The sequence below is a fragment of the Achromobacter aloeverae genome, from assembly GCF_004121055.1.
Taxonomy (GTDB): domain Bacteria; phylum Pseudomonadota; class Gammaproteobacteria; order Burkholderiales; family Burkholderiaceae_B; genus Bordetella_C; species Bordetella_C aloeverae.
In genome coordinates this window covers 110,480-132,243 of sequence record NZ_PYAL01000009.1, presented here as the reverse complement: position 1 = coordinate 132,243, position 21,764 = coordinate 110,480, and the positions used below count along the sequence as shown (strand labels likewise).

21 protein-coding genes and 1 other RNA gene are annotated in these 21,764 nt (G+C 66.4%); 11 read left to right on the top strand and 11 right to left on the bottom strand.

Features of this window, described 5'->3' with window-relative positions; all coding sequences use genetic code 11:
* Positions 1 to 29: 29 nt before the first annotated feature.
* Complete coding sequence (locus C7R54_RS26130) at positions 30 to 914, bottom strand: LysR family transcriptional regulator (RefSeq protein ID WP_129153850.1); 885 nt, start codon at positions 912 to 914, stop codon at positions 30 to 32.
* A gap of 122 nt (positions 915 to 1,036) precedes the next feature.
* On the opposite strand from C7R54_RS26130, the gene argC reads away from it, so the two are divergent.
* The 3 genes from argC to C7R54_RS26115 all read left to right on the top strand — a co-directional run bounded on the left by argC (position 1,037) and on the right by C7R54_RS26115 (position 3,603).
* Entirely contained in the window at positions 1,037 to 1,966 is a 930-nt protein-coding gene (gene argC / locus C7R54_RS26125; RefSeq protein WP_129153849.1) for an N-acetyl-gamma-glutamyl-phosphate reductase, read from the top strand.
* Positions 1,967 to 2,109: 143 nt separating this feature from the next.
* Entirely contained in the window at positions 2,110 to 2,736 is a 627-nt protein-coding gene (locus C7R54_RS26120) for a hypothetical protein (protein ID WP_129153848.1), read from the top strand.
* Positions 2,737 to 2,751: 15 nt separating this feature from the next.
* Complete coding sequence (locus C7R54_RS26115; protein WP_129153847.1) at positions 2,752 to 3,603, top strand: hypothetical protein; 852 nt, start codon at positions 2,752 to 2,754, stop codon at positions 3,601 to 3,603.
* Positions 3,604 to 4,126: 523 nt separating this feature from the next.
* Here C7R54_RS26115 and ssrA read toward each other — a convergent pair.
* From ssrA to C7R54_RS26085, 5 genes are all read right to left on the bottom strand, one after another.
* Positions 4,127 to 4,530, bottom strand: a transfer-messenger RNA (tmRNA) gene (gene ssrA, locus C7R54_RS26105).
* Between the two features lie 40 nt (positions 4,531 to 4,570).
* Positions 4,571 to 5,548: a Bug family tripartite tricarboxylate transporter substrate binding protein gene (locus tag C7R54_RS26100; RefSeq protein ID WP_158021284.1), complete on the bottom strand. Its 978-nt coding sequence runs from the start codon at positions 5,546 to 5,548 to the stop codon at positions 4,571 to 4,573.
* Positions 5,549 to 5,774: 226 nt separating this feature from the next.
* Entirely contained in the window at positions 5,775 to 8,204 is a 2,430-nt protein-coding gene (locus tag C7R54_RS26095; RefSeq protein ID WP_158021283.1) for a TonB-dependent siderophore receptor, read from the bottom strand.
* A 243-nt stretch (positions 8,205 to 8,447) separates the two neighbouring features.
* A complete protein-coding gene (locus C7R54_RS26090; protein ID WP_129153844.1) occupies positions 8,448 to 9,422 on the bottom strand; it encodes a FecR domain-containing protein in 975 nt (324 codons plus the stop codon).
* A complete protein-coding gene (locus C7R54_RS26085) occupies positions 9,419 to 9,943 on the bottom strand; it encodes a sigma-70 family RNA polymerase sigma factor (protein ID WP_129153843.1) in 525 nt (174 codons plus the stop codon). Before C7R54_RS26085 ends, C7R54_RS26090 begins: the two co-directional genes overlap by 4 nt.
* A 384-nt stretch (positions 9,944 to 10,327) precedes the next feature.
* Here C7R54_RS26085 and C7R54_RS26080 point away from each other — a divergent pair, with 384 nt between their 5' ends.
* The 7 genes from C7R54_RS26080 (at position 10,328) to C7R54_RS26050 (ending at position 16,022) form a co-directional block, all read left to right on the top strand.
* The gene (locus tag C7R54_RS26080) at positions 10,328 to 11,260 is read left to right on the top strand and encodes a 3-hydroxyacyl-CoA dehydrogenase NAD-binding domain-containing protein (protein ID WP_129153842.1); all 933 of its coding nucleotides are present in this window, start codon (positions 10,328 to 10,330) and stop codon (positions 11,258 to 11,260) included.
* A 121-nt stretch (positions 11,261 to 11,381) separates the two neighbouring features.
* Positions 11,382 to 12,716 carry a short-chain fatty acid transporter gene (locus C7R54_RS26075; RefSeq protein WP_129153841.1) on the top strand — a complete coding sequence of 445 codons (1,335 nt, stop codon included), beginning with the start codon at positions 11,382 to 11,384 and terminating at the stop codon, positions 12,714 to 12,716.
* A gap of 40 nt (positions 12,717 to 12,756) precedes the next feature.
* On the top strand, positions 12,757 to 13,482 hold the full coding sequence (locus tag C7R54_RS26070; protein WP_129153840.1) for an SDR family oxidoreductase: 726 nt from the start codon (positions 12,757 to 12,759) through the stop codon (positions 13,480 to 13,482).
* An 84-nt stretch (positions 13,483 to 13,566) separates the two neighbouring features.
* Complete coding sequence (gene catC, locus C7R54_RS26065; RefSeq protein WP_129153839.1) at positions 13,567 to 13,842, top strand: muconolactone Delta-isomerase; 276 nt, start codon at positions 13,567 to 13,569, stop codon at positions 13,840 to 13,842.
* A gap of 37 nt (positions 13,843 to 13,879) precedes the next feature.
* Positions 13,880 to 14,176 (top strand): YciI family protein, encoded by a 297-nt coding sequence (locus tag C7R54_RS26060; RefSeq protein ID WP_129153838.1) that lies wholly within the window; start codon positions 13,880 to 13,882, stop codon positions 14,174 to 14,176.
* A 22-nt stretch (positions 14,177 to 14,198) separates the two neighbouring features.
* Entirely contained in the window at positions 14,199 to 14,978 is a 780-nt protein-coding gene (gene pcaD, locus C7R54_RS26055) for a 3-oxoadipate enol-lactonase (protein WP_129153837.1), read from the top strand.
* Between the two features lie 3 nt (positions 14,979 to 14,981).
* Positions 14,982 to 16,022 (top strand): cyclase family protein, encoded by a 1,041-nt coding sequence (locus C7R54_RS26050; protein ID WP_129153836.1) that lies wholly within the window; start codon positions 14,982 to 14,984, stop codon positions 16,020 to 16,022.
* A 17-nt stretch (positions 16,023 to 16,039) separates the two neighbouring features.
* On the opposite strand, the gene C7R54_RS26045 is transcribed toward C7R54_RS26050, so the two are convergent.
* The 5 genes from C7R54_RS26045 to C7R54_RS26025 form a co-directional block, all read right to left on the bottom strand.
* Positions 16,040 to 16,639, bottom strand: coding sequence for a LysE family translocator (locus tag C7R54_RS26045; protein WP_129153835.1), 600 nt, complete (start codon positions 16,637 to 16,639; stop codon positions 16,040 to 16,042).
* 73 nt (positions 16,640 to 16,712) lie between these two features.
* Positions 16,713 to 17,462 carry an ATP-binding cassette domain-containing protein gene (locus tag C7R54_RS26040; RefSeq protein WP_129153834.1) on the bottom strand — a complete coding sequence of 250 codons (750 nt, stop codon included), beginning with the start codon at positions 17,460 to 17,462 and terminating at the stop codon, positions 16,713 to 16,715.
* Between the two features lie 20 nt (positions 17,463 to 17,482).
* Positions 17,483 to 18,436, bottom strand: coding sequence for a sugar ABC transporter substrate-binding protein (locus C7R54_RS26035; RefSeq protein WP_129153833.1), 954 nt, complete (start codon positions 18,434 to 18,436; stop codon positions 17,483 to 17,485).
* 35 nt (positions 18,437 to 18,471) lie between these two features.
* A complete protein-coding gene (locus C7R54_RS26030; protein WP_129153832.1) occupies positions 18,472 to 19,413 on the bottom strand; it encodes an ABC transporter permease in 942 nt (313 codons plus the stop codon).
* A gap of 235 nt (positions 19,414 to 19,648) precedes the next feature.
* Positions 19,649 to 21,169 (bottom strand): xylulokinase, encoded by a 1,521-nt coding sequence (locus C7R54_RS26025; RefSeq protein ID WP_129153831.1) that lies wholly within the window; start codon positions 21,167 to 21,169, stop codon positions 19,649 to 19,651.
* 340 nt (positions 21,170 to 21,509) lie between these two features.
* Between C7R54_RS26025 and C7R54_RS26020 the strand changes: the two genes are divergently transcribed.
* On the top strand, positions 21,510 to 21,755 hold the full coding sequence (locus tag C7R54_RS26020) for a hypothetical protein (RefSeq protein WP_129153830.1): 246 nt from the start codon (positions 21,510 to 21,512) through the stop codon (positions 21,753 to 21,755).
* Positions 21,756 to 21,764 lie beyond the last annotated feature (9 nt).

Genomic DNA, 21,764 nt, shown 5'->3' with positions numbered 1-21,764 from the left:
TGCGAAGCCCAGGCGGCGGCCGGACGTGCCTATGTCGACCGCAGCCCCCACAACACATCGAGGACGTGTTGCGTGGAACGCTCGACATATCCCGCGCGATAGGCAATGCCGAGCCGCCGCCATAACGCCGGGCGCAGCGGACGCATGACCATGCGACTGTCCGGGACAGGCGTTGCGGCCTCATGGGGCAACAGCGTGGCGCCATAGCCCGCCGCGACCAGGCTCTTGATCGCATCGTTGTAATTGAGCTGTATGCGCGGCGCGGGATGATGGCCCGCGGACGCGAACCACTCGCCGGTCAGGCGCGAGAGACGCGTGGTCGCGTCATTGAGTATGAGCGGTTGGGCGGCGAGCCATTCCGGCGTGACGCGGGCTGGACACCGCCAATGCGCCGGCACGAAGGCCATCACGGGATCGCGGCGCCAGGGCTTGATGGCGAGCTTGGCCACCGGAGGCTGGGGCAACGCGACCAGCCCGATATCCAATGTCCCATCAGCCAGCCGGGACAGGGTTTCTTGCGAAGTGAGCACGGCAATCTGGACGTCGATGGCCGGGTGGTCCTTGCGCAGCACCTCCAGCGCGCGCGGCAGCAGATGCGCGATCACGCCCGTGGACGCCCCAAGACGCACACGACCTTCCAGCCCCTCCACCTGCCGTTGAATATCGTCCAGCGCCTGCTCCGCGTCGGCCAGCAGCCTGCGCGCGCGCTCCAGCAGCACTTCCCCTATCGCCGTCGGACCCACGTGTCCCCGCTTGCGCGACAGTAGCGGCGCCCCGATGCGGTCTTCGAGCTCGGCAATGTGTAGGCTGACCGTCGGCGGCGCCAAGTGCAAGGCGCGCGCCGCATCGGCAAACGAGCCTCGGTCGGCAACGGCAACCAGGGTACGCAAACGGTCGAGGCTGATTTCTCGCATGAGGGCGCCGGGATTCAGGAAACCTGAACCAGAAGGTCATGAAATTCAACTTTTCCTATTCTAGCTCGACGCGCAACATAAGGACTCACCTTTCTCCCACCCATCAACGGAGTCATCCCAGCATGCGTTCCCCCGTAGTTTTCATCGACGGCGACCAAGGCACCACCGGGCTGCAAATCCACGAACGGCTGCGGAACCGGACCGATATAAGCCTGCTCACGCTTGCCGCTGCCGAGCGCAGGGATGCGCGGCGTCGCGCGCAAGCCATCAATGCCTGCGACATCGCGATCCTCTGTTTGCCGGACGCCGCCGCGCGCGAAGCCGTAGGCGCCATCGTCAATCCCACCGTCAGGGTCATCGATGCCAGCTCCGCCCACCGTACCCAGCCGGACTGGGTCTACGGGTTTCCCGAAATCTCGCCGGGGCAGGCTGAACGGATTGCGAGCGCGCACCGCGTCACCAATCCCGGTTGTTATCCGACCGGCGCGATAGCCTTGCTGCTTCCGCTTGTGCGCGCCGGACTCATACCGGCCGATTACCCAATCAGCATTCATGCCGTGTCCGGCTACTCGGGACGTGGCCGTGCCGGCGTGGAGGAACATGAAGGGCCCGGCGCCGCGAACGCGCCTTCGTTCCAGGTGTACGGCCTGGAACTCGCGCACAAGCACACGCCGGAGATCCAGCAGCACGCCGGATTGGCCCAGCGTCCGCTGTTCGTCCCCGCGTACGGGGCTTTCCGCCAGGGCATCGTGCTGACGGTGCCCCTGGAATTGCGGCTACTGGCTCCCGACGTGGATGGCCCCGCCTTGCACGCCTGCCTGGTACGCCACTATGCCGAGGCTGCCCATGTACGCGTGCTGCCATTGCACGAATCGAGCCTCTCGCCGCGCCTGGATCCGCAGGCGCTCAATGGCACGAACGACGTGCACTTGAGCGTTTTTCATAATGCTGAGCACCGGCAGGTCCTGCTATCCGCGGTCTTCGACAATCTTGGCAAGGGCGCATCCGGCGCCGCGGTTCAGAACCTGGACCTGATGCTTGCGCGGGCATAAGGAGTCAGTGGCTTAGATCAATGGGTGGAGGCCGGGTCCTCCATCATATGTGCCTGCCGGATTGCAGGCCCGTTGACCGCGGCGTAGCATCAAATGCGCATAGAGGTGGGGTATCCAGATTAATTATCAAGGAGCCGATTACCATGAAATACGCTCCAAGCCTTTCACTGATCGGAATCCTTATCGGCATCCCCTGTCTTTTCGGCGCCGCGTTCGCCGGTAGCGGCAATGCTATCGAAGTACATGAAGGAACGAGTCCGCAAAAGTCCAATGCCAAGGTGGACAGTGCTTATCGGAGCGCTACGCAAGCCCTTCAAGGCATCCTTGACAACATGGACCAGGAAGAGGCCGAGCGGACTCAAAGAGATCTAAGGGAGGCGGCGGAAAGGGACAGGCAGGCGATGATCCAACAGGCCGACGAAGACAGGAAGAATCGCGAGAGCCTGCGCAGGGCGAGCCAGGACAAGTCCTTGGACCCATGGGCCAACAACAAGGCTGGCCAACCGAGCGGCCAGAAAGCGCCACAGAGCCAGCCTACGAAAACAAGCCAGCAAGCGCTGGACCCTAACGCCAATTACGACGGCGAGCCCTGCAAGTATTTCACCAAGCATAACGATGCGGCGCATCTCTACTACCACCAGGAAGGCTCCATGGTCAGTTACGGGGATCGCGTCTATCAGTGCACGGGCGGCCGTTGGCGGTTCAAGGTATTCGTTCAGAACTATTGGGCCAACCCGCAGGCGATTGCCGCGGAAAGAACCGAAAACTGATAGGTGGTGTCCGACATGCGTATGATGAAAGCGGCCGCGGTGCTCTATGTCCTGGCTCTTACGGCGTGCGGCTCCAGCCGGGGGTTTTTGGGCGACACTGAAAATGTGAAAACATCGAATGACGTCAAGGCAGCTTCCTCCGCGCTGATTCCGAAATACAAGAGCCATTGCGGAACGGACCACAGACCATTCAGGGACCACGATCAATGGTATGACTGCGTGAAGACAAGCGCCATGATCGCCGAGTCCCTGATACTCGCCGAGCGCTATTCCGAATCCGTTTTCTACGTCAAGGATGCCGCGGCATTCTGGAGAGGATACAAGGACAATCCGATAAAGAAGGACAACGCCTGCGACGCCAATATCCTGAACACCAGCTACGGCATATACGGTGCGCTTGTCAGCCTCAACTACAACCAGGCGGCGACCATCATCAACGAAAAAGTGGGTGGAACTCCACAGCGGGATCAGTTGATCCTGGCCTACCTCTGTGCCCTGCCCGATAGTTCCACCTACCGCAGCATCATCATCGAGAAGATAGGGGGAAAAGACAAATACGTCGTACCCGAACAGTTTGCACGGTTTTCGTCCAGGTCCAGCATGCTTGACGACCTGCAACGGCATTTCGGGACGGCCGCCAGGCAGGAAGGAGAGCGCTATTTCAGCGAAATCGATTCGCTCCTTAAAGTCCATGAGGACAAGGCTTACCTGGGCAGCATTGGAAGCGACCACAATCCCAACGCGGACGTAATGATGCTCTACGGAAATGCGCTCAAATACGCGAGGAGCAAGCATTTTTCCGAGCCCTATATCAAGTATCTGGAACTCAGGATGCAGGAGGCGGCTCGATACGCTGGAGCCACTTGATCCAAGTCATTATTGTTCCGCGGCGCTTGAGGTCCCCACTCAACCCGCCAGCGTGTAGCCAGTGCTGCGCCCGCCGGCCGGAGACTTCTTCAGCACCCCCAACTGCAGCAGTTGCGCGATATCGCGCAGCGCAGTGTCCGGCGAGCCGCGTTGGATTTGCCACGAAGCGCGCCGTTTCGCTCGCAACGAACCTGCGAGCGGCTGGCTTCGGTCAACCACGACACCAGCGCGGACAGGTCGTAACGCCACTTCGGCCAGTCGCCGGCCTGCCAGATATGGCGTTTTCTCCGCATATCATGCGGAGATCAAACACCCTTTTCCCCGCACTCGCGAGCCATTCCCCGCATCATGTGCGGTGATTGACAATCCAGAGGGTCGCGCCTCCCGGGTTCAACAACTTGGATGACGCAGCGCGTCGAGATGGCGTGCAGTCGGCTGAGGCGTCGGGTAGCTTGGCGTCATTCACCAAGCCGGCACGTCGGCCGAAAAAAAACCAACCGAGACCGGTTGGTTTTTTGGTAAATGGTGGAGCCGGGGGGAATTGAACCCCCGTCCGCAAGCCCTCCGCAGGCAGTTCTACATGCGTAGTCGACCTATTTGGATTTAACTTCGAATCTTAGCCAGTCGACAGGCCGGACCGAAGCGAGTCATGTGATTTAAACGTACCCCGTCAGACCCCGGAATACGCCGATTCTTTGTTAAGTGATACGGCCATGGTTCGAAGAGTTACCTCTCCTAGGGAGTTGCCTCCCTCCATCTGACCCAAAGACAAGTCAGTGCCGCAGCTCATTTAGGCAGCACGCAGGGCGGGCTGTTGAGCGAAAACGTCTTCGTTGGCGTTTGTGGTTGTCCAGTGGATTTACGAGCTGACTGGTGCTCGGCATGCCCTGACTGTTTCGCGACCCACGTCGAATCCGGATCGGCCCCAGTTGGACCTGAAAGTATACCCCTTTTGGCCACATTTTGCTCACTGCGGGACGATACCCGCATCATGGGCCAGACGCTGCCATTTGGCGGTCTCCGCCTGCCCGAAGCCGGCCAGCTCCGCCGCGCCGGCCGGGTAGGTCTCCAGCCCGGCCTGGGCGAAGTGCTGGCGCACGGCGCCGTCCTGCAAACCCTGGAGCAAGGCCGCCGAGAGCCTGTCGACGACGGCCTGCGGCGTGCCGGCGGGCGCGTACAGGCCGTACCAGCCCACCAACTCGAAGCCCGACAGCGTGCTGCCCAACGGTGGAACCCCCGGCAAGGCGCTGATTTCGTGCGCCGGGGTGACCGCCAGCGCACGCAACTTGCCGGACTTGATCTGCGGCGCGGCATTGGTGACGTCGATAATGGCGAAATCCAGGCGCCCGCCCAGCATATCCACTACCAACTGCGGCACGCTGGTATACGGCACGGCCGTGGTCTCCAGCCCCGCGGCCTTGGTCATGGCGGCGGCAGCGGCCTGGTTGGCCGAATTGGCATACCCCCAGGTCAGCTTGCCCGGATGCTGGCGCGTATAGTCGATGAGCTCGGCCGCCGTCTTCGCCGGCACGTCAGGCCGGACGACCAGCACGAAGGGCACCGAACCGACGCGGGCGACGGGCACGAAGTCCTTCAAGGGCTTGTAGGGCACGTCCTTGATGAGGAAAGGCGCGGCCGCGATGGAGGTATTGCTGCCCAGCAGCAAGGTGTAGCCGTCAGGCGCGGCGCGCGCCACCAGCGCGGAGCCTATCGTCGCCTGCGCGCCAGGACGGTTCTCGACGATGAAGGATTGATGCAACGCATCGCCGAGAATGCGCGCCACCTCCCGTCCCACCATGTCCGTGGACGAACCGGCGGCGAAAGGAACGACCACCTTGACCGGCGCATTCGGGTACTGATTGGACGGCGCCTGTGACTGGGCCTGTGACTGCGCCGCGAATCCGAGGGCGAGCGCGGCCAATGCCGCGCCTAAGCGTGCACGCATGAGGTTCTCCTTTGGTCTCGAATGTGCGCCGCTCTCGTGCCATATCGGCAAGAAGGCTCTCGATGCAGGAATCAGGGCCCTGGCGGCTGTGCCGGCAGTATTGGCCGCAATGCACCCACGCACAATTTCCATGCGTTGATGCATTCATAACAGTTGAAAATGAATCGTCGTCCATCCGGATGAGGGCACGCCCGCCCCTGCGCCACGACCGGCGCCATCCCCTTCCCTACCAGCGATAGCGCAGCGTGGCGATGACGTTGCGGCGCGGGCCGTAGAAGCAGGAATTGTCATCCCAGCAGGACGCCACGAATTTGCGATCGAACAGGTTGGAGACGTTCACTGCCACTTGCGCGCCCTTCAATCGCGGGTCGAGGCGCTGGAGGTCGTAGCGCAGCGCGGCATCGACCAGCGTATAGCTCGATACCTTCAACGTGTTGTCCGCATTGCCGTACGAATCGCCAACATAACGCACGCCAGCCCCCATGCCCACGCCCGCCAGCGGCCCTTCGGCGACGGTGTAGTCCACCCAGCCCGATGCCATCTGGCGCGGCACGCCGTAGGGCCACTTGTCCTGCGCGGTGGTGCTGCGCGTATTCCGGGTATCGAGCAAGGTGTACGACGCCAGCACGGACAGTTGGTCGGTGATGGCCAGCTTGCCCTCCAGCTCCAGGCCGCGCGAACGCACTTCGCCGGTCTGGATGCTGGCGTAGGGATGCGTCGGATCGGGGTCGGCCGTCTTGACGTTGGCCTGCGTGATCTGGAACACCGATGCCGTGACCGAGCTGCGCAAGCCTTGCGGCTGGTACTTCACCCCCGCCTCGTATTGCTTGCCCTTGGTCGGCTTGAACGGCTGGCCATGGAAGTCGGTGCCCAGGACCGGTTCGAAGGATGTGCTGTAGTTGAGATAAGGCGCCAGGCCGTTGTCGAACAGGTAGACCAGGCCGGCGCGCCAGCTGGTCGCTTCGTCCTTCTGCGGCGAGCGCGTGGTGACGCCGGAACCCACGACGGACGACACGGTGTCCGCATCGACCCAGTCGTGCCGCAAGCCGAACAGCCCTACCCACTTGCCCCAGCGCACCTGGTCCTGCGCGTACAACCCCAGCTGGCGCAAGGTCTGCTTGCTGTAGTTGTCATAGGGCGGGTCGGCGATGGGCAGGCCATAGACCGGATCCAGCACATTCAGCGCCGGCGCCTCCCCGTAGCCCAGCCGCGCGTCGGCGCGGTTATGGCGGTAGTCCAGGCCCACCAGCGCGGTGTGCTTCACCGCGCCGGTGTCGAACTTCACCTGCGCCTGGTTGTCGAGCGCAATGCCGTCCAGGCTTTCCCGCGAGCCTATGGTCATGCGGTCCAGCAGCGGCTGGTCACCTGCCCAGCCGGTCTGGAACACGGAGCGGTAGTTGTAGCGGGCGTGCATGTAGCGCAGGTTCTGCCGCACGGTCCAGGTGTCGTTGAAACGATGCTCGAACTCATAGCCGATCGAGGACTGCTCGCGATCGGAGCGGCTGACGTCGGGATCGTCTTCCGAGAAGCGGGTGGAGAAACGACCCCATGGCGAGTCGTGCACGGTCCCGCGTGCCGGCAGGTAGCTGAAGGCGCCGGCCGAGGGATCGTGCTGGTAATTGCCGAGCACCGTGAAGCGTGTGTCGGCGTCGGGCGCCCAGGTGATCGCCGGGGAGATCGAATAGCGCTCGTCCTTGGCATGGTCGATCTGCGTTCCGGCATCGTGCGCCACGCCGGTCAGGCGATAGGACAGCGTGCCGCTCTCGTTCAACGCGCCGCCGAAATCGGCGGCCACCTGCTTGCGGTCGTAGCTGCCATACTGGACCTCGATTTCATGCAAGGGGTCCACGGTGGGCCGCTTGCTGACGAGATTGATGGCGCCGCCCGGGTTGACGCTGCCGTACAGGACCGAAGCCGGCCCGCGCAGGATTTCCACCCGATCCAGCATGTAGGGGTCGATGGATGGCGCGATGTAATACACCCCCTTGGGCAGGCGCAGGCCATCCATCAGGCCGACGAAGTTGGCGTCGGCGCCGCCGGGGCTGCCGAATCCCCGGATATTGGGATAGTCGTAACGGCCTGGGCGGGCCTCCGGCACGACCCCGGCCGTGTAGCGCAAGGCCTGCGATACGGTCTGCGCCCCCTGGTCGTCGATCTGCTGGCGTGTGACCACCGACACCGATGCCGGGGTGTCGCGGATGGACGACACGGTCTTGGTGGCGCTGATGCTGTCGGCGGCGATATAGCCGCGCTCGTCGCCGAAGGAGCCGGATATGCTGGCACCGCTGACTTCCACCACGGGCAGCTCGGTCGCGTTGCCGCTCTCGCGCGGCACGGGCTGCAAGCCATACGTGCCTGCGCCCGTGCTGACGGCGCGCAGGCCGCTGCCCTGCAACAGACGGGCGAAGCCGGCGTCCACGCCATAGGCACCCCGCAGGCCGGCGCTGGAAAGGCCATGCACTTGCCGTGCGTCGAAGGACAAGGTCACGCCCGCCTGCGTGGCGTAGGCGTTGAGCGCCTGGGCCAGGGGCCCGGCGGAAATATCGAACTGGCGCTCGACCTGGGCAATTGGCGCGGCGGGCTGCGCGGCCGCGCCGCCAGGCAAGGACGCGCATAGCATGGCGGCCAGCACGGTCAGCGCGGCGGGCAGGGGCATGCGCGGGGAAGGTGGCCGCAGGGAAGATGCATGCGGGAAAGATGAAAGTGTAAAGGGCGAGCGCGGTACGGCGGGTGGATGGGCACGGTGCTGGGCGCGGGGATGGCCGGACATGCAGGAATCCTCAGTCTTGGAGTGTGTCGATACCCCAGGGCCGAAGCAGGAAGAAAAAAGTGCAATGGAGACGGGAAATTTTTTGCCGCGGCGAAAGAGGCCCACCCCGTACTCGCCATACGGGCCCCCTCACGCCGCCTCGACCGTTACCCAGTAGCGGCTGAAACGGCTCAAGCGCAGCGGGAAGGCCCGGACCAGGGCGGCGAGCGCCTGGTCGGTATCGAGCACGGGATACGTGCCCGATACCCGCAGGTCGGCCACCGCCCCATCGCACCCGAGATAGCCGGCCCGATAGCGCCCCAGTTCGGCAAGCAGGTCCCCAAGCCGCCAATCAACCACCGCCAGGCTGCCCTGCCGCCACGCCAGCGCGGCCGGATCGGCCGGCCGCAACGTCCCCACCGCTCCCGCGTCGAAAACGGCGGATTCGCCCGCGGCGACGACCAGGCGGTCCGACGCGCGCGCGGGGGCCAACTCGACACGCCCCTCATACACGGCGACACGCGTGCCGCCGTCCAGCTGCCTCACGGTAAAGCGCGTGCCCAGGGGCCGCGCCACGCCGTCGCGCGTGCTCACCAGCAGCGGCCGCGAACGCGCCGCGACATCCTTGCCGCTGGTGACGAGAATCTGGCCGGCGAGCAATCGAATCTCGCGCCCCATCTCGCTGTAGCGCACGTCGATGGCGCTGTCCGTGTCCAGCGCCACGCGGGTGCCGTCATCCAGCGTGACGTCCTGATAACCGCCCTTGGCCGTCCTGTAGTCCGCGCCCCATATCCCCCAGGGCAGCCCCCGCCAGGCGCCATACGCCAAAGCCCCCGTGCCGGCGCAGGCGAGGACGCTTTTGAGCATCGCACGGCGCCGACGCGCGGCGGCGGTCAGTACCGGCGCCGCGATGCGCGGGGGCAGGCCAGCCAACGCCAGGCGCATCCGCTCCAACCGCTGCCAGGCCCGCTCATGCGCGGGATGCGCCGACCGCCAGCGGGCGGCGGCGTCCTGGTCCGAAGGGGTGGCGCTGCCCGACGCCAGCAGGGCGAAGTACGCGACGGCCTCTCGGCGGACATGGTCCTCGGAGACGTCCGCCGGGAGGCGCACGGCGGACTGGCTCACGAGGCCCCCCGTTCGCGGGCGGCAACGACCAGATAGGAGGACTCCAGCGCCTTGACCATATAGTGGTTGACCGTGCGCAGCGTCACGCCCAGGCGAACCGCGATCTGCGCGTACGTCAGCCCTTCCAGCTGGGACAGGATGAAGGCCTCGCGCACCTTGGCGGGCAGGCCGGCGAGCATCGCATCGACCTCCACCAGCGCCTCCATCATCAAGGCGCGCTCCTCCGTCGAAGGCACATGCGCGGGCGGCAGCGACGCCACCACGTCCAGATAGGCCCGCTCCAGCGCCCGCCGCCGGAAAAGATCGACCAGCAGCCCCTTGGCGATGGTGGCCAGATAGTCGCGCGGCTCGCGGATGTCGGCGGCATTGCGCGCCCGGATGATGCGGACGAAGGTGTCGTGCGCGACGTCCGCGGCATCGTGGCGGCAGCCCAGCCGACGGCGCAGCCATCCCTGCAACCATCCATGATGGTCGGCGTACAGGTCGGTGACGGCGTCGCGTTCGGATGAGGTGGCGGACATGGCGCAGCGCCGAGCCAGCAGGCCGGCCCACGATAGAGTTATTAATGAGAATTGTTTTTATTTTAAACAGTTCGACGGGAGGGTCACAAGCCGCTACTCCCGCAGGCCGCCGCCCCTAGGCATCCGTTCGACCCATGAACGTGGAAAACTGTTCTCCATCCATACGCGTCCATAGAATGGACACAACGTGAAACTCCATTTGTCGGCAACCTGAAAGCCGGTCTACGATCGCCGGCAGAATTCTATATACGCACATATGTTCGTATATAGAACAAAATGACTTTTCTGGCCCAGGCACGGGAAGGCACGCACGGAAGAGACGCCCCCCGATCGGACGCCCCGCGCCGGCCTGCCTCCCGGCATAGGCTTCCGTGAGAGATCAACATGGCTTCTCCTCTGCAACACCTGGCCGTCATCGGCGCCGGCGCCATGGGCAGCGGTATCGCCGCGCTTTTCGCCGCGCGCGGCCTGGACGTCGTTCTCATCGATCCGATCGAGGGCGCGCTCGAACGGGCGGCCCACAATATCGACCGGCAGCTCCAGGTGCTTTCCGCGGGCGCGGTGCCCACGACGATGCGCCGCATTCGCTATGAAGCTGGCCTGGAGGCCGCCTGCGGCGCCGAACTGGTCATCGAGGCCGTGCCTGAAAAACTGGAGCTCAAGCGCGATATCTTCACGCGCCTGGACAGCCTCTGTCCCGCCCATACCCTCTTCGCCACCAACACCTCGGGCCTGTCCATCAACGCCCTGGCCGATGCCGTGACGCGGCGCGACCGCTTCGTCGGCATGCACTTCTTCACGCCCGCCGACGTCATCCCGCTGGTCGAGGTCGTGCGCAACGACGATACGTCCGAAGACACCGTGGTCCGGGTGATGGCAGCCCTGCGCGATGCCGGCAAGCGTCCGGTGCTGGTGCGCCGCGACATCCCCGGCTTCATCGCCAACCGCATCCAGCACGCGCTTGCCCGCGAAGCGATCTCGCTGCTGGAGCACGGCGTGGCCAGCGCCGAGGATATCGATGAAGTGGTCAAGTGGAGCCTGGGCATCCGCCTGGCCCTGACGGGCCCGCTGGAACAGCGCGACATGAACGGCATCGACGTGCACTGCGCGATCGCCGAGTACCTCTACCCCGACCTTGAAAACCGCACCACGCCGTCGGACCTGTTGCGCCAGAAAGTACGCGACGGCCACTTCGGCGCCAAGAGCGGACAGGGCTTCTACACCTGGGACGCCGAGCGCCGCGACCGCGTCCTGCGCGACAAGAGCGCCGCCCTGGCCGAACTCGCGGCCTGGCTCGGCGCCCGCCCGCCCGTCTGAATCCTGGCATGCGCGGCATGGCGCGCCGGGACGGATACCGGATCCGCGGCGCGATGCGTGTCACGCATGCCCCTTCCCCCTCAATCCATAAAATCATCAATACGAGCCGTTTGGAGGCGTCATGAGTCGACTCGCCAGTTTCTTCACCGAGCTGATGCGCAAGTATCTGCCCGATCCCTTTGTCTTCGCCATCGGGCTGACCCTGCTGTCCCTGCTCCTGGCCTGGGGCATCGAAGGCCAGGGCCTGGGCGCGATCACGCGCGAGTGGGGCAAGGGCTTCTGGAGCCTGCTGGCCTTCACCACGCAAATGGCCGTTATCCTGGCGATGGGCTACGTGCTGGCCACGGCGCCGCTGACGGACCGCCTGCTCGACCGCATCGTCAGCCACGTGCACCAGCCGCGCACCGCCATCATCGTCGCCACGCTGGTGGGCGGCATCGGCAGCTACCTGAACTGGGGCTTCGGCCTGGTCATCGGCGGCGTGGTGGCCAAGAAACTGGCGACCAAGGTCAAGGGCGTGCACTATCCCCTGATCATCGCGGCGGCGTACAGCGGCTTCACCATGTACGGCCTGGGCCTGTCGGCCAGCATCCCGGTGCTGATCGCCACCCCCGGCCACCCGCTGTCCAAGCAGATGGGCGTGATCCCCCTGTCGCAAACGATCTTCTCCACGCCGATGCTGCTGCTGAGCCTGGCCATCATCATCACCCTGCCCCTGCTCAACGCGTGGCTGCATCCGAAGAACGCCAACGAAGTCACCGAGATCGACCCGGCCCTGGACGCCGCGCCGGCCAAGGCCGCGGGCGACGAGGAGGACCGCGGCACGCTGGCCTCGCGCCTGAACAACAGCCGCATCCTCAGCCTGCTGATCGGCATCATGGGCATCGCCTACGTGGCCTTCACCTTCATCGACGGCGGCTCGCTGGACCTGAACCTGATCAACTTCATCATCCTGTTCCTGGGCATCATCCTGCTCGGCACGCCGCTGGCCTACGTGGCCAAGCTGAATGAAGGCATCAAGACCATCGCCGGCATCATCCTGCAGTACCCCTTCTACGCCGGCATCATGGCCATCATGGCCGGTTCCGGCCTGGTCAACACGATCTCGCAGATTTTCGTCGACGTCGCCACGCCGGGCACGCTGCCCTTCTGGGGCCTGATCAGTTCCTTCGTGATCAATTTCTTCGCCCCCTCGGGCGGCGGCCACTGGGTGATCCAGGGCCCCTTCATGATCGAGGCGGCCAAGACCATAGGCAGCGCCATCGACCAGACGTCCATGTCGGTCATGCTGGGCAACGCCTGGAACGACCTGGTACAACCCTTCTGGATCCTGCCGGCGCTGGCCTTGTCCAAGCTGAAGCTGCGCGACATCATGGGTTATACCGTCATCATGATGGTGTGGGTCGGCATCCTGCATATCGGCACCGTGCTGGCCTGGGGCCTGATGACGCACTGAACGTCCACCGAATCGCAAGAAGAGAACTGAAGCACCCGCCATGAAAACGCAAGCCTATCTCGTCACCGGCGCCAGCGCCGGCATCGGCGCCGCCATTGCCCGCGCCCTGCTCGAAGCCGGCCGCCAGGTCGTCAACATCGACTATCGCCTGCCCGCCGACCCGCCCGCCGGCCTGGTGTCCTTCCAGGCGGACCTGACGGACCAGGCCCGGACCGAAGCCGTGGCGCGCCAGGTGACCGAGGCCTATGACATCGTCGGCCTGGTCAACAACGCCGGCGCCACCCGCCCCGGCACCGCCGACACGGCCTCCATGGCCGACCTGGACTACGTCGTCAACCTGCACCTGCGCACGGCCCTCATCCTGACGCAAGCCGTGCTGCCGTCCATGCGCGCCGCCGGCTTCGGCCGCATCGTCAACATGGCGTCGCGGGCCGCCCTGGGCAAGCCGGAGCGGGTCGTGTACTCCGCCACCAAGGCCGGCCTGATCGGCATGACCCGCACCCTGGCGATGGAACTGGGCGGCGACGGCATCACCGTCAACGCCATCGGCCCCGGCCCCATCGCCACCGACCTCTTCATGAAGAGCAATCCGGAAGGCGCGCCGCAGACCCAGCGCATCATCAACAGCATCGTCGTCAAGCGCCTGGGCACCCCGGAAGACGTGGCCCGCGCCGCGATGTTCTTCCTGGCGCCGGAAAACGGCTTCGTCACCGGCCAGGTCCTGTATGTCTGCGGCGGCACCACGCTGGGCGTGGCTCCCGTCTGATCTCCCCGCGCCCGCCACGTCGCGGGCGCCCCTTCCCGTACGCCCGCACGGCCGCGGGCGCGAACCGCCTCAAGGAGCACCACCATGTTGTTCATGGCTCAAATGCAAGTCAACCTCCCCCCCGACATGCCCGCCGAAATCGCCGACAAGCTGAAGGCGGACGAGAAGGCCCTGGCCCAGCGCCTGCAGCGCGAAGGCAAGTGGGCGCACCTGTGGCGCGTGGCCGGCCGCTACGCCAACGTCAGCATTTTCGACGTGCAGGACAATGACGAGCTGCACGCCCTGCTCTCGTCCCTGCCGCTGTTCCCGTACATGGACATCCAGGTGACCGCGCTGGCCCGCCACCCGTCGGCGATCTGATCCTTCCCCCTCCTCCCTATCCAGCCGGAGTTCCGCCATGCCCTACATCATCGAGACCTTCGACAAGCCGAACCACCAGCACGTGCGCCAGCAGCACCGTCCGGCGCACCTCGATTTCCTCAAGGCGAACAGCGCCCTGCTGCTGGCCTGCGGCGCCAAGCTGCATGACGACGGCAGCGACCTGGGCGGCGGCCTCTACGTGGTCGCGCTGGACACGCGGGAGGAAGCGGAACGCTTCATCGCCGCCGACCCCTTCTCCAAGGCCGACCTGTTCGAGCGCGTGGTGATCACGCGCTGGCGCAAGGCCTATGTCGACGGCACCTGCCATATCTGAATCTCGTTTAACCGGAGCCTTCATGTCCTACGCCGATCTGAGCCAAGCCCGCCTGTATTACGTCCTGGACGGTCCGCCGGATGCGCCCGTGCTGGTGTTGTCCAATTCGCTGGGCGCCAGCGCCGACATGTGGGCGCCGCAGATCCCCGAGCTGGCGCGCCATTTCCGCGTCCTGCGCTACGACACGCGCGGGCATGGCCATTCGCCGGCCCCGGCTGGCGACTACACGTTCAAGCAGCTGGCCGGCGATGTCGCCGAACTGCTGGATCATCTGAAGGTCGACCGCGCGCATTTCTGCGGCCTGTCCATGGGCGGCCCGACCGGCATGCAGTTCGCGCTCGACTACCCGCAGCGCATCGGCCGCCTGGTGCTGTCGAACACGGCGGCCCGCATCGGCAGCGTGGACGGCTGGAGCCAGCGCATCGAGGCCGTCAAGCGCGATACGCTGCATGCGATGGCGCCGGCGCTGATCGAACGCTGGGTCACCGCGCAGTGGCGCGCCGCCAACCCGGGCCTGGCCCAGGTGCTGGTGGACATGATGCGCCGCCATACGGACACCGGCTACGCCGGCAACTGCGCCGCCCTGCGCGACGGCGACCTGCGCGAGCAGGTGGGCCGCATCGCCGCGCCCACGCTGGTCATCGGCGGCGCCCACGACGCCTCGACCTCGGCGCAACAAGGCCGCGAGCTGGCCGCCGCCATCCCCGGCGCACGCTACGAAGAGCTGGACGCCGGCCATATTTCCAACTGGGAGCAGCCGCAAGCCTACTCCCGCCTGCTGGTCGACTTTCTGAAGGGGTAAGCCATGGCACGCTGGGAGCAACGTCCGACCGGATCCAACTGGGGCGAGTTCGGCCCCGACGACCAGCTGGGCCGGGTCAACCTGATCGGCGAGGAACAGGTGCTGAAGGGGGCCCGCGAGATCCGCGCGGGCAAGACCTTCTGCCTGTCGCTGCCCCTGGACCTGCCTGGCGGCAACGTGCTGAATCCGCGCCGCCATCCGCCCCGGCTCAGTCCCACCCGGCTGCAGGACACGCCCTACGTGAACTTCCCCCTGCGCATGCTCAACCCCGACGCCGTCGATGTCCTGAGCGATGACCAGGTGCTGCTGTCCATGCAGTACTCCACGCAGTGGGACTCGCTGGCGCACGTGGGCGCGCTGTTCGATGCCGACGGCGATGGCCGCGCCGAGCTCTGCTACTACAACGGCTATCGCGCCGGCATCGACGTGATCGGCCCCAAGGACGCCACCCACGCCGGCTGCGGCTGCGATGGCGACGGTCCTTCGGCCGCGCTGAAGCTGGGCGTGGAGAACATGGCCGTCAAGGGCATGCAGGGGCGCGGCGTGCTGGTCGACCTGGCGCGCCACTTCGGCACCGGCCGCACCCTGATCGGCGCGAAGGAATTGCGCCAGGCCCTGGCTGCCGACGGCATCGAGGTCGAACGGGGCGACATGCTGGTGCTGCGCACCGGCTTCGCCGAAGCCGTGGTCGACATGGCGGGCCAGCCGGACGCCGACGTGCTGCATGGCTACGGCGCGGCGCTGGACGGCACGGACGCCGAACTGCTGCAATGGATCAGCGACAGCGGCATCGCCGCCTTGTGCGCGGACAACTACGCGGTCGAGGCCTACCCCGCCCGCGAGCGCCAGGGCCCGCGCGCCATGCTGCCCCTGCACCACCACTGCCTGTTCAAGCTGGGCCTGCCGCTGGCGGAGCTCTGGTACCTGAAGGACCTGGCCGAATGGCTGCACGCCAACGGCCGTCATCGCTTCATGCTGACGGCCCCGCCGCTGCGGCTGCCGCATGCGATCGGCTCGCCGGTGACGCCCATCGCGACGGTCTAGGAAAAACTCCGCGGCGCTCAGTGGAATGCGGCCCAGGCCAGCGTCGCGGAAAAGACGCCCAGCACGATGGAAGCGCCGCGCTGCGCATGCATCGGCTTGAGCCAACGCAGGCGTCCGCTGCCCAGTTGCGCGCCGAAGGCTATCCATGACAGCCCGATGGGCAGCAGCAGTACCGCGAATATGCCCATGGCCTCCAGGTAGGCCGGCAGGCCGGCAAAAGCCGCGGCCGGGAATATCGTGCCCGCGAACAAGGCTGCCTTGGGATTGAGCATCGTGGCGACAAACAGCGTATTCAGGCCGATGTCTCGCCTTTGCGCCGCAGGCAGCGCCACGGCGCTGCGCCACATGGTCACCGCCAGCCACGCCACGTACAGGCCACAGACCATGCGCGTCGCCATGGGCAGCCAGGGAAACTGGCGCGCGGCCTGGTTGAGAAAGACGCCCCAAATCGTGATCGCCACCGTGTAGCCGGCCAGTTCCGCCACGGTCAGCCGCGCGGCCCGGCGCACGCCTTGGCGCAGGCCGGCGGCGGCCAGCAAGGTATTGGTGGGGCCGGGCATGATCAGTACGACCATGACGCCCAGGGCCAGCAGCATCGCGTCGGAAAAGGAGAACATTTGGTACTGCAACATGTGGCGCGGCAATATTTGGGACGGCAATATGTTAGGCGTCAACATTTGGAGCTGCAATTCAGCCCACGTCCTGTCCGGTCATCACCATGTGGGCCAGCGTATCGGCGTCCAGTCCGGCGATGGGCCGGTCGATGACCTTGGTGCCTCCCTTCAGGATGGCGACACGGTCCGCCAGCGCCGCGACGTCGGACATATTGTGGCTGATGAGGATGACCGTCCGCCCCTCTTCGCGCAGGCGGCGGATCAGGCCCAGCACCAGCGCCGTTTCCTTCACGCCCAGGGCGGCGGTGGGCTCGTCCATGATGACGATATCCGCGTTCCAGTGCAGCGCGCGGGCAATGGCCACCGCCTGCCGCTGGCCGCCGGACATGCGCTCCACGGGACGGCGCATATCCTCGATGGGAACGGACAACCGCCGCAGGTAGCCCAAGGCCTCGCGCCGCATGCGCGACTTGTCCAGTACCCGGATGCCCGGCAGCAGCCTGCGCACGTGCTCGGCGCCCATGAAGATGTTTTCCACGATGGACAGGCGCGGAGCCAGGGCCAGGTCCTGGTAGATCGTGGCGATGCCCTGGCGCAGGGCATCGTGCGGCGAGCGGAAGCGCACCGCCCGGCCCTTCAGGGCCATGGCGCCGCCGCTGGGGGGCTGCGCGCCGGAAATGATGCGGATCAGCGTGGACTTGCCAGCGCCGTTGTCGCCGCAGATGGCCAGCACCTCGCCGGCGCGCACGTCCAGGTCGATGCCGTGCAGCGCCTGCACGGCGCCGTAGGACTTGCTGATTTGCTTGAGCGACAGGACAACGGACATGGGGTTTCGGGGCTTGGGGTTCAGGGCTTCAGGTAGTTCTGGACGTTGTTCTTGTCCACCAGCACGGCATTGGCGAAGAGATAGGGACCGGTGGTCACGCTTTCCTTGGGCTGCTTCTTGACCACGATGGCGTCCAGCGCGTCCACCGCGCGCTTGCCCATGTCCTCGAAGGGAATCATGACGGTCGCCGTGATCAGGCTTTGCGGGTCGGCGATGCGGCGATAGGTTTCCGGACCGCCGTCGATGGACACAAGGGTGACGTCGCCCTTCTTCATGCCGGCCTGTTGCAACAGGTCGTCGATGACATAGGCCTGGCCGTCGAAGGACGCCCAGATGCCCTGGAACTTGCCCTGGTGCTGCATGAGCAGCGCGCGCATGCCGTTGCGCACGTCATCGCGCCAGCTCTGCGTGCGGGCCATGGAAAACTTGGCCAGCTCCTTGACGGCGGTATTCTCCGACAGCACCACGTCGAGGACCTTGCCGCGGATGCGGGTGCCCGAGTTGTTCTCGAAACGCGCGGTGAGGATATTGCCCCGGTAGCCCAGCTGGCCCAGCAGGTAGAGCGCGGCGTCCGCGCCGACGGTGTACTCGTTGCTCTCGACGTCGAACAGCATATAGGGGCTGGCGCCGGACATGACCCCGATCACCGGAATACCGTTCTCCTTGGCCGCTTGCAGCTGGGCGTCGGCCTCGACCGGCTTGCCCATGGCGACGATGATGGCGTCCACCTTGCGGGTGACCAGCGTGTCCAGCTGTTCCGCGTGCTTGGGCAGCGAGCCTTCGGAGTTCAGCAAGGTGACGTTCCAGCCCTTGGCCTTGGCCTCGGCGGCAGCGGCATTGGCCACGCGCGCGTGCGTTTCCGAAGACATCTGGAACGCCACGATGCCCAGTTCGAAGGCATGGGCCGAGGATGCGCACAGCATCATCGCGGCGAAGGCGAATGGGAAAGTAAGGCCAGTGAGCAGCTTGCGCATGATGGAGGTCCCCGGGGATAGCCTGGATGGAATGGTCAGAACTTGAATGCCGCTTTCTTGAGCACGGTGGCCGACACGGCGACCGACGCGATGATGATGACGCCCAGCACGATATCCTGGACATAGTAAGGGGCGCCCATCAGGACCAGGCCGTTGCCCAGGACCTTCAGCGTGAGCGCGCCCACCAGCGTGCCCGGCACGTTGGCGCGGCCGGGTTCGAACATCGTCATGCCCAGCAGGACGGAAGCTATGGCATAGAGGAAATAGTCGCCGGCCATATTGGGCGCGGCCGAGGACAGGCTGGCCGTGAGCAGCACGGCGGTGGCCCCGGCCAGCAGGCCGGCCAGGGCGAGCCCCAGGCATTTCATGGCGCGGATATCGATGCCTGCCAGGCGCGCCGACTCTCCCGCCTCGCCCGTGGCGGTCATGCGGGCGCCGGTGCGGGTCCACTTCACCAGGAACAAGGCGCCCAGGACGACCGCGACCAGCCACCAGACCGGCGCCGGCACGCCCAGCCAGCTGCCTCGACCCAGGCCGGTGTACGCGGTGGGCCAGCGGCCAACGAAGGACACGCCATCGGTCAAGGCGAAAGCCAGCCCGCGCGCGATGGCGGCCATGCCCAGGGTGGCGATCAGTGACGGCACGCGCAGCACCGTGACGGCCACGCCATTGCCCAGGCCGCACGCCAGGCCGACCAGCAGCCCGCCCGCCACGCCCAGGATCACCGGATGACCGCCCTGGATCAGCGCCCCAGCCACCACCGCCGACAGGCTGGCCACGTCGGCCACGGAAAGGTCCAGCTCGGCATTGATCAGGGCCAGCGTGAAGCCCACCGCCAGGATGGCCAGGAAACTGGTCTCCTTCAGGACGCCGAGCAGGTTGCCGGGCGCGGCGAAATTGGGCGCGGCCACCGCGAAGAAAATCACCAGGGCCAGGCCGGCGACAGCGGTGCCGTAGGTTTCTAGAAAATCACGCATCGGGTTCGGGCAGGACGTCGGGCGGCTGGCGTGAGCATGTCGGCCCGGCCGGAAAGCGGTAAAAGACCGCGATTTTCGTGGAAAACGGGGCACAAGTGAAGCCCTGGCGGCCATCCAGGCCCGCAGCGGCCGCCGCGGCCGGGTCGGCGCGCCCGGCCCTGGCCGGATGACCTGCGCCTGGTTGACCCGCGCCCGGATCGCCCTGCCCCCGGATCGGCTTGCCCCGCGGAAACCGTCACCTGGCCATGCCCGCGAGCGTCCTGGACACCGGCGCCAGCGCCGCCTCGGCCGCGCGGTATTGCTGGTACAAGGCATCGTAGTGCTCCCGCCGCGCCGGGTCCGGCTCGTAGCGGCGGGCCTCGCGCACCACGCTTTCCTGGGCCGCCGCCAGCGAGGCGAAATGCCCCAGGCCGGTCCAGGCCACCACCGCCGCGCCCAGCGCGCCCGGCTCGCGCGCCATGCCGACGCTGACCGGGCGGCCGCAGATATCCGCCTTGACCTGGCACCACGCGGCATTGGCCGCCGCGCCGCCGCCGAAACGGATCTCCGCGACGGGCGCGCCCAGCGCGGCCTCGCCCCGCTCAAGCACCAGGCGATTGAGAAAGCCGACGCCTTCCATCACCGCCCAGGCCAGGTCGCCGGCCCCATGGCGGCGGTTCAGGCCGACGAAGGCCCCGCGCAGGTCGGCGTCCCAATACGGCACGCGCTCGCCTTGCAGATAAGGCAGGAACAACAAGGGTTGCGGATCGCGGGGCGCGTCGAGCAAGGCCTGCACGCGCGCGGCCATGCCTTCGCGGCCGTCGGCCTGGCCTCGCAGCAATTGCAGCAGCCAGGCCATGGTGTCGGCGCCATTCTGGCCGGGTCCTCCGACCTGGTGCAGGCCGTCGCCCCAGGCCACCGTCATCAACCCGGCGGCATGGGGGGCGTCCTTGCCCCCGGGCACGTGGGCGATGACGCCAAAGACCTCGGTCGTCCCGGAAATGTTGTAGGCGTGGCCGGCGCGCAAGGCGCCGAGGCCGGCCACCGCCGCCCAGGTGTCGTTGGCGCAACAGAAGACAGGCACGCCGGCCAGGCCCGACAAGGCGCCCGGCAAGCCGGGCAGTACGACGCCCACGGCCTCGGCGGGCGACCGCAGCGGCGGCAACAGGCCGGCATCCAGCCCCGCCGCGGCCAGCAGGGTGGGCGTGGCGGACGCCAGGTCGGACGCCGCCGCGGCGCATAAGCGGGCCATGGACACCGGATCGCTGGCGCGTACGCCCGTCAGGCGGAAGTTCAGATAGTCCTTGGGCTCCAGCACGCAACGGGCGCGCGCCAGGACCGCCGGCTCGTTGCGGCGCAGCCAATCCAGGCGGGCCAGCGGATGGAAGGGGTTGACCAGCGCCAGCTCCGGGTGCTCCCGGGGAAGCCGTGCGCGCAAGGCGTCGACGTCCGGCGCGGCGCGCGTATCGCGCCACGTCAGCGCCGGACGCACGGGGCGGCCCGCGTCATCCAGCAGGACCTGCGTGCGCGTGACGCCGCATATGGCGATGCCGCGTATCTCGGCGAACCGGGCCGGTGCCTGGGCCGCCAGTTCGTCGGCCAGGCTGGCAAGCAGGGACCACCACAGGTCGGCGTCGATTTCAGCATGGCCGCCGGCGGCGCCGGCGCCATCGGCCGGGCTGGGCAGGGCGTGCTCCGCCCAGGCTCGACCCTCGGCGTCGTAAAGCGCGGCGCGGAAACTGGTGCCGCCCAGGTCGCAGGCAAGCACGACGCTCACGATACGCCTCCGGCAAACGGGCGGACGCGCGCCGGGCGTGGCCGGGAAGCGCGAAGAAACCGGAACACGGGATTGAACCCGAAAGCGAAAAAGAACATAAGACGGTTGAAGACCAGGACGGAATGGCCCCGGCATATTACCGGAGCCGTCGGATCGCTCACCAAGAGCACGGCGCGGGCCCGCGCCCCCTTCGGTGTAGGCGCGGCGTTACACCTCATCCTTTTGGCGGGCTCCAGGTTCGGTGCATACGCTATTTCTACATCGAAAAACCGCCTTGTGCCCGATAATCGAACCAGCCTGAAGCGCGCCCCTCCCCCCCGAAGCGAAGCAGGAGTGCACCATGTCCGACCCGCACACTCCCTACCGCGTCCTGCGCGATACCGATCGGCGCATCGCCGAGAGCCTGTATCGCCTCGAACGCCAGCACTGTTACCTGCACCACCTGCTACAGCAGGAACGCGACGCCCAGGAGGCGGCGACCCAGCTGCGGATGCTGGAAACAGAACTGAGATCCCTGCGCAATGAGCGCGATGCATTGCTGCGGGAGCTCTGTCCGCCGCCCTTGTCTTCCGCGCGCATCCACTGACGCGCCGCG

Bases quoted from the DNA above. Each gene is read 5' to 3' on its own strand.
- C7R54_RS26130 (WP_129153850.1), bottom strand. From the start codon at position 914: ATGCGAGAAATCAGCCTCGACCGTTTGCGTACCCTGGTTGCCGTTGCC.
- argC (WP_129153849.1), top strand. From the start codon at position 1,037: ATGCGTTCCCCCGTAGTTTTCATCGACGGCGACCAAGGCACCACCGGG.
- C7R54_RS26120 (WP_129153848.1), top strand. From the start codon at position 2,110: ATGAAATACGCTCCAAGCCTTTCACTGATCGGAATCCTTATCGGCATC.
- C7R54_RS26115 (WP_129153847.1), top strand. From the start codon at position 2,752: ATGCGTATGATGAAAGCGGCCGCGGTGCTCTATGTCCTGGCTCTTACG.
- C7R54_RS26100 (WP_158021284.1), bottom strand. From the start codon at position 5,548: ATGCGTGCACGCTTAGGCGCGGCATTGGCCGCGCTCGCCCTCGGATTC.
- C7R54_RS26095 (WP_158021283.1), bottom strand. From the start codon at position 8,204: ATGCCCCTGCCCGCCGCGCTGACCGTGCTGGCCGCCATGCTATGCGCG.
- C7R54_RS26085 (WP_129153843.1), bottom strand. From the start codon at position 9,943: ATGTCCGCCACCTCATCCGAACGCGACGCCGTCACCGACCTGTACGCC.
- C7R54_RS26080 (WP_129153842.1), top strand. From the start codon at position 10,328: ATGGCTTCTCCTCTGCAACACCTGGCCGTCATCGGCGCCGGCGCCATG.
- C7R54_RS26075 (WP_129153841.1), top strand. From the start codon at position 11,382: ATGAGTCGACTCGCCAGTTTCTTCACCGAGCTGATGCGCAAGTATCTG.
- C7R54_RS26070 (WP_129153840.1), top strand. From the start codon at position 12,757: ATGAAAACGCAAGCCTATCTCGTCACCGGCGCCAGCGCCGGCATCGGC.
- catC (WP_129153839.1), top strand. From the start codon at position 13,567: ATGTTGTTCATGGCTCAAATGCAAGTCAACCTCCCCCCCGACATGCCC.
- C7R54_RS26060 (WP_129153838.1), top strand. From the start codon at position 13,880: ATGCCCTACATCATCGAGACCTTCGACAAGCCGAACCACCAGCACGTG.
- pcaD (WP_129153837.1), top strand. From the start codon at position 14,199: ATGTCCTACGCCGATCTGAGCCAAGCCCGCCTGTATTACGTCCTGGAC.
- C7R54_RS26050 (WP_129153836.1), top strand. From the start codon at position 14,982: ATGGCACGCTGGGAGCAACGTCCGACCGGATCCAACTGGGGCGAGTTC.
- C7R54_RS26045 (WP_129153835.1), bottom strand. From the start codon at position 16,639: ATGTTCTCCTTTTCCGACGCGATGCTGCTGGCCCTGGGCGTCATGGTC.
- C7R54_RS26040 (WP_129153834.1), bottom strand. From the start codon at position 17,462: ATGTCCGTTGTCCTGTCGCTCAAGCAAATCAGCAAGTCCTACGGCGCC.
- C7R54_RS26035 (WP_129153833.1), bottom strand. From the start codon at position 18,436: ATGCGCAAGCTGCTCACTGGCCTTACTTTCCCATTCGCCTTCGCCGCG.
- C7R54_RS26030 (WP_129153832.1), bottom strand. From the start codon at position 19,413: ATGCGTGATTTTCTAGAAACCTACGGCACCGCTGTCGCCGGCCTGGCC.
- C7R54_RS26020 (WP_129153830.1), top strand. From the start codon at position 21,510: ATGTCCGACCCGCACACTCCCTACCGCGTCCTGCGCGATACCGATCGG.